The sequence below is a fragment of the Flavobacterium hibernum genome (genome assembly GCF_000832125.1).
Taxonomy (GTDB): domain Bacteria; phylum Bacteroidota; class Bacteroidia; order Flavobacteriales; family Flavobacteriaceae; genus Flavobacterium; species Flavobacterium hibernum.
Genome location: NZ_JPRK01000010.1, coordinates 111,549 through 117,792 on the forward strand (window position 1 = coordinate 111,549; position 6,244 = coordinate 117,792).

Below are 6,244 nucleotides of genomic sequence, written 5' to 3' on the forward strand. Positions count from 1 at the left end.
GTTTTTTGTCTTGTTTCGATATAAGTTTACTAATTTTATTAAAAGATTATCTAAACAGCTTCAAAACACTGACATTAAAAACACGATAATAAAATTTTGAATAATTCCGAAAGCCTAATGAGTTCATACACAATACTAGTAAGTATTATTAAGTAAAAATATTATATTTTTTTTCAAAATATGCTTGCAAATACCAAATCTAGCTGTATATTTGCACTCGCAATCACAAACGATAGCAACCTAGTAAAATAGGGCGATTAGCTCAGCTGGTTCAGAGCACCTCGTTTACACCGAGGGGGTCGGGGGTTCGAACCCCTCATCGCCCACCAAGAAACTCCTTAAGAAATTAAGGAGTTTTTTTTTTTACTTTTTTCTCAAAACTTTATCCATCAACTTAAATACATAATCTTGTCATTTCAATTGAAAGGACGGGATTACATATATATTCTTTTAATACTTTAGTTTTAAATACATATCTTAAACCTATAAATTCTTATCAGAAAAATTGTATTTTTGTTCAGCACTCTCAATGAACATCTGTAAATTATGTTTTTTACAGTTCCAAATTTATTACACTTAATTATTATCTTTGAATTATGAGTACACTATCAAAACCAAATCACATAGGGCGAAAAATTAGCCGTATTCGTGAACTTCGAGACATGAAACAAGAAGCTTTGGCGCAAGCTTTAGGAATAAGTCAACAAACTGTTTCTACTATTGAAAACAGTGAAACGATAGATGATGAAAAACTTACAGAAATAGCCAAAGTACTTGGAGTTACAGTTGAAGCAATTAAGAATTTCTCTGAAGAAGCTATCTTAAACATTATTGGCAATACTTACAATGATAGCAATGTTGTTAATGGAAATGCATATAGTTGTAACTTCAATCCACTTGATAAGTTGATAGAAATCTATACAGAGAAAGAAAAGTTATATGAGCGCTTAATTGAAGCAGAAAAACAGAAAATCGAATATCTGGAAAAAATAATAAAAGGAAAATAACCTTTAAAAAACAGAAACTCCTTAAGAAATTAAGGAGTTTTTTTTTATTTATGCTTTTCAAATAGCCATTTTGGAATCTCTTCGGTTATTAAAAACGGAATGATAATGTTATTATGATTTAGATTCTTAAAAGTGGTCAAAATCAAATTTTCGTTTGAAGATAATTTATCAAACAATTCAACACTTCCCACATAAGGATTCTCGTCGTCTTTTTCTCCATGAATAAGCCATATGTTTTTCTTGCTTAATTTTTTAAGATTTGAAAAATCAGGAACCGCAGCAACAGAAACCGTAGCTGCAAATTTGTTTGGTGCAATACTTAGTAAATTTTGCACAGTAGAACCACCCATCGAATAACCAATTAAGTAAATCTTATTTTTATCGATGTTTGGATATTCCTTCTCTATATTTTGAATCAATTCTATTAAGGCAAAAACATCATTTGAAGGTTTTAAAACTTGAACGCCGTCAACGTTTTTTTCGTAAACTGATGACCGTTTACTGAATTGCGGCGCTATTACATAACATTGATATTTACTGTAAATATAAGGTCGTAGCCAAATTTTCGAAAAAGGCTCAAGCTGATTTTCATTATCATTTCCAATTCGGGTAGAGTTATGAAAAGTAATTACTAAAGGATATCTCTGTTTACTACTATTATTTTTTGGTTTTAGAAGTCTGTAAGGAATTTGCTTATCTTGCTTGGTAAATATATTTTTTTCGAAACCATCCGTATTTAGACTGTTTAATATTTTTCTATTGTTTACAAAAGTTACACTATCAACAGTCGTTTCCCGAAACTCCTTTTTCTGCGCAAAAACAAAACTTGTAGTTAAAGTAAAAAAAAGTAAAACAAGAATTTTTTCGAAATTTATTTTAAACATACGATTTTAAAAAATTGTGGTTAAGACTATCTGGTTAGTTTTATTTTAAAAGATTACTTTCTTTGACAATTTTTCTAATTCCTTGTTCAAAATAATAGGCAATATCAAAGTTTTCGTTTGCCTGATTTTCCATAACAATCACGCTGGTTTTAGTTTTTGGGTAATATAAATTGACCGCTGTGAATCCTTCACTTGGATGAAAACCTGTATGTCCAATTTCCATTATAACGTCTTTATCGTTTATTCGCAATCCGTAGCCATAACCAATAGGTTTATCGCTAAAAAGCTGATGCGCATTGGTTATAGAATAAGCAATCATCATTTTGTAAGTCTCTGGCTTTAGCAACTTGCCGTTATGCAAGCATTCATTCCATTTTGCTAAATCAGGAGCCGAAACAATTAAATGACTTCCAAAATAATTATGAGCATCAAAATTTACGCGCTCGTTAAATCTCACCGTTCCATCTTTTTTTACTGTATGTCCTTTGGTCAAAATTTTATTACTTATCTCATTTGGGTAATAACTGTTGGTCATATTACATTTTTTAAATAAAGCAGTTACCAACTCCTCAAAACTTTTATGGCTTTGTTTTTCCAGAACCATTCCCGCAACATAATATCCAATATTAGAATAGCTAAAAGCTGTTCCTGGCGCAAATTTTAACGGTTTGTCTATATCTTCACTATTCAATCCCGATGTATTATTAAGCAATTGATTAACGGTAACAGTATCTGCCCAAGAATATTTTAAATCCGGTAAGTATTTGCGAATAGGAATTTGCAAATCTATCGTTCCTTTTTCTACTTCCTGCAAGATAAGTGTGGCTGTAAATTGTTTCGCAATTGACATTGTCGAAAATTTATCAGAAATTTTTAATGCTGTTTTTTTATTAAAATCAGAATAACCGTGTGCTTTTGCATATTTTACTTTTCCATTTTGTTGAATAAAAACAACTCCATTAAAACCTCTCGGGCTCGTTACGTGAATTAAGCTATCTATCTTTGCCTGATAATTATCAATTTTCTGCCCAAAAGAGTTATACGAATTAAATAAAATAGTAAAGGCAATAAAGGTTACGGTAAAATAGTGTTTCATTTAAGTATAGGGAAAATTAATGTGAATATTTTGGTTTAATTGTTTTGTCAAACGCAAATTTCTGACTTGCGTTTATTTGTTATAGAATATCATCAAACAATGGCATATTACGCCTAAGTTTGTAGGGTAAATTTCAGTTCTAATCTTTAACGAATATAGGAATTATCCTTAATAAAAATTATAATTATTTCGACCAAATACATATCAAGAAAAAGCAATTTTGCATGTGAGATTTCAAATTAAAGTTTAACTTTTCATACAAATGAAAATATTACATTTTAAGTCAATTTTTTCGAAAAGTATACTCTTCTGTATCCTTTAGGGAAATCCTTAATTTCACCAATCGGTTCATATCCATTTTTTAAATAAAAGTCTTCTGCTTGAAAATCAAATGTGTCAAGCATCGAAATTTCAGCACCTTTATCTTTTGCTATTTTTTCGACATGTTTCAAAATTTGCGTTCCAATACCTTTATTTCTGTATTTCTCATCTACCCATAAAATTTTAATTTCAAGTCCATTCCAATATCCTAGCCCCGCTAATATTCCTCCTATTTCCATTCCATTCTCATCTAGAGCTACAAATTCAAGCGGTGTCCAGATATCAGTAATTGCAGAAACCCTGCTTAAATTATACTCATTAATTCCACTTACTATTTTTTTGATATTTCCTTTTTACAGCTTTCAATTGTAAATTCAGCAGTTTTTTTCATTCAAGTATTCTTTTATTAGTTAGTGTTTTTTTTTATTATAAAAATAATCAGTTTCATTTATTCAATCTATTTTAAAGGCAATTACAACATTTCCGCAAACAGACTCCAATTTCTATAAAATTTGATTCTAAAATTCAAAATAAACAATTCAAAAGCAACCTCATAGCATGACTAAAAAAAAAAAAAAATCATGTACATATTTCCAATTAAGTATAAATACATAATATTGCATACATAATACCATGTATAAACTTAAGCGATTAAAAAATAAAGAATTCTAAATCTTGACATCAATGGCAGAAAATAAAAAATATAATATTGAAGTTCGCCTTTGGATTGAAGAAACCGAAGGACCTTTTTTAGGAATTGGAAAAATTTGGTTGTTAGAAAACATACGAAAAACAGGATCAATAACAAATGCCGCAAAAGAAATGAAAATGTCTTATCGACAAGCCTGGCAATTAGTTGAAGAAATGAACAAACGTTCTGAAAACAGATTAGTAGAAAAACTTCTTGGAGGAAAAGGCGGAGGTGGCGCGAAACTAACTGAAGCTGGAGAAAAAGCAATTACAATTTTTTATGAAATCGAAAAACGAATTAAAGATTTTGCAGCAAACGAAACTAAAAATTTGAAGTTTTAAAATAATCAAAAACAACCTTTTTGACTCTTTTATAGATTACAAATTAATATCATGGAAGTGTTAATACCTTATTTCAATAAAATCATCTCAAAAAAGACTTTACACACCTCAATAAAGAACTTGTATTTCTTGACACCTAAAAAGAATTCCCTTTAATAATTCCACGCGAAGATTCTTTAATAAAATTTAAAATTACATCTCGCTCTTCCGTTTGCTCAAATTGATCAACTATCAATTCTAAAGCAGAAGAAACATTTCTCTTTTCTTGAAAAATTATTCGGTAAATATCTTTTAGCTCCTTTATTTTACAAAGCTCAAAACCTCTCCTCTTTAATCCCACAATATTCAATCCAGCATAAGTTAAAGGTTCCCTTGCCGCTAAAACGTAAGGAGGAACATCTTTAACAACGCGACTCATTCCAGAAATCATACTATGTTTTCCAATAGTCGAAAATTGATGTATCGCTGTAAATCCACTAATATTAGCCCAGTCATTAACAATTACTTCACCAGCCATTCCAACATTAAATCCGACAACACAATTATTACCAATAAAACAATCGTGACCAATATGAGCACTTGCCATAATTAAATTATTCTCACCAATTCTAGTTTTCCCCTTAGACTTAGTTCCTTTGTTTATAGTAACAAATTCTCTAATAACAGTAAAATCACCAATTTCTAAAAAAGTCCTTTCGTTATCATATTTTAAATCTTGAGGATTACCTGCTAAAACAGCATTAGAATGGATTTGACAGCTCTCACCAATCCTGCTTCCATTTAAAATACTTACACCATTACCTACCCAAGTATTATCACCAATTATGACATCATTCTCGATAGTAGTAAAATTCCCAATATGAACATTATTACCAATTATAGCTGCTTTTCCAATAATAGTACTTCTCAAAATCATCCATTTTATAATTGATACAAATATTGAGAAAAAATAAATAAATTTTCTTGATCTAATATCAAGTAATAACAGCTCTAATTCTACTTAATGTCTCTTGACTCACACCCATAAGAGATGCTACATATTTTAACTTAGCTCTAATAATAATTTGCGGAAACGATTCCAGCAAAAAAGAATATTTTTCCTGAGCATTCATAATTCTAAACAAATGATGAAACTCATTAGTTTTTGAAAGATACAAACGGAGTTGATTAACATGGAACTTCAAAAACAACGGGTATCCCATTAAGATCTGTTCATCTGAATAAGATAGTGAATAAACAACAGTATCTTCACAAGCTTGAAGACACTCAAATGAGGATTTCTGTTCAAAAAAACTACTCAAAGATGTTACAAATTGGTTATCGGTATAAATCCACCTAGTAACTTCTATTTCATTTTCTAGACAAAATCTGCGAATTGATCCAGATTGAATAAAATACATTTTAGTACAGACTTTACCTTGTTGAATAATGAACTCATTTTTCTTAAATCTTTCTTTAATAAAATATTTTCTTATCGCTTCTTCTGTTTCTAAATCTAATTCCTGAAAGCCCTTAATTATATTGATTAATTCTACCATAATACAGATTATTACTAATAACAAATTTACTAAAAAGAAACAGCGCTTAATGACCGCTTTACTTTAAAAAACAATGGCAACTCATCAGCCGATTAGACTTGAAAGTAATAAGATTAAAAGAGCTCTTAAACACACCTTAGCAAGTTTCTATACATATTAAACTTTATTACCGAAGTTAGATAACTATGTTTTTTCCCAAAAACCTATAAAAACAAAAAAACCCTATCCGATTGGATAGGGTTTTTGAAAAGAAAGGCGACGACATACTCTCCCACATAACTGCAGTACCATCTGCGCAGGCGGGCTTAACTACTCTGTTCGGGATGGGAAGAGGTGAGCCCCGCCGCAATAACCACCTTAAGGTGG

At 30.2% G+C, this 6,244-nt stretch carries 7 protein-coding genes, 1 tRNA gene and 1 rRNA gene; 3 read left to right on the forward strand and 6 right to left on the reverse strand.

Annotated features, from left to right (window positions below; all coding sequences use genetic code 11):
* Positions 1-251: 251 nt before the first annotated feature.
* Together IW18_RS12840 and IW18_RS12845 are read left to right on the forward strand one after the other, a co-directional pair.
* Positions 252-329, forward strand: a tRNA-Val gene (locus IW18_RS12840).
* 267 nt (positions 330-596) lie between these two features.
* Complete coding sequence (locus IW18_RS12845) at positions 597-1,007, forward strand: helix-turn-helix domain-containing protein (RefSeq protein ID WP_041518279.1); 411 nt, start codon at positions 597-599, stop codon at positions 1,005-1,007.
* Between the two features lie 44 nt (positions 1,008-1,051).
* Here the strand turns inward: IW18_RS12845 and IW18_RS12850 are convergent, their stop codons facing one another.
* The 3 genes from IW18_RS12850 to IW18_RS12860 form a co-directional block, all read right to left on the reverse strand.
* Entirely contained in the window at positions 1,052-1,891 is an 840-nt protein-coding gene (locus IW18_RS12850) for a carboxylesterase family protein (RefSeq protein WP_041518281.1), read from the reverse strand.
* 40 nt (positions 1,892-1,931) lie between these two features.
* Positions 1,932-2,987, reverse strand: a complete 1,056-nt coding sequence (locus IW18_RS12855; RefSeq protein WP_041518282.1) for a serine hydrolase domain-containing protein — start codon at positions 2,985-2,987, stop codon at positions 1,932-1,934.
* A 278-nt stretch (positions 2,988-3,265) separates the two neighbouring features.
* Positions 3,266-3,547, reverse strand: coding sequence for a GNAT family N-acetyltransferase (locus IW18_RS12860; RefSeq protein WP_240475560.1), 282 nt, complete (start codon positions 3,545-3,547; stop codon positions 3,266-3,268).
* Between the two features lie 445 nt (positions 3,548-3,992).
* On the opposite strand from IW18_RS12860, the gene IW18_RS12865 reads away from it, so the two are divergent.
* A complete protein-coding gene (locus IW18_RS12865; RefSeq protein ID WP_041518283.1) occupies positions 3,993-4,340 on the forward strand; it encodes a winged helix-turn-helix domain-containing protein in 348 nt (115 codons plus the stop codon).
* A gap of 136 nt (positions 4,341-4,476) precedes the next feature.
* On the opposite strand, the gene lpxA is transcribed toward IW18_RS12865, so the two are convergent.
* The 3 genes from lpxA to rrf form a co-directional block, all read right to left on the reverse strand.
* The gene (lpxA, locus tag IW18_RS12870; RefSeq protein ID WP_089081916.1) at positions 4,477-5,250 is read right to left on the reverse strand and encodes an acyl-ACP--UDP-N-acetylglucosamine O-acyltransferase; all 774 of its coding nucleotides are present in this window, start codon (positions 5,248-5,250) and stop codon (positions 4,477-4,479) included.
* A gap of 64 nt (positions 5,251-5,314) precedes the next feature.
* On the reverse strand, positions 5,315-5,878 hold the full coding sequence (locus IW18_RS12875) for a Crp/Fnr family transcriptional regulator (protein WP_041518285.1): 564 nt from the start codon (positions 5,876-5,878) through the stop codon (positions 5,315-5,317).
* Positions 5,879-6,128: 250 nt separating this feature from the next.
* Positions 6,129-6,238, reverse strand: a 5S ribosomal RNA gene (gene rrf, locus IW18_RS12880).
* Between the last annotated feature and the right edge of the window lie 6 nt (positions 6,239-6,244).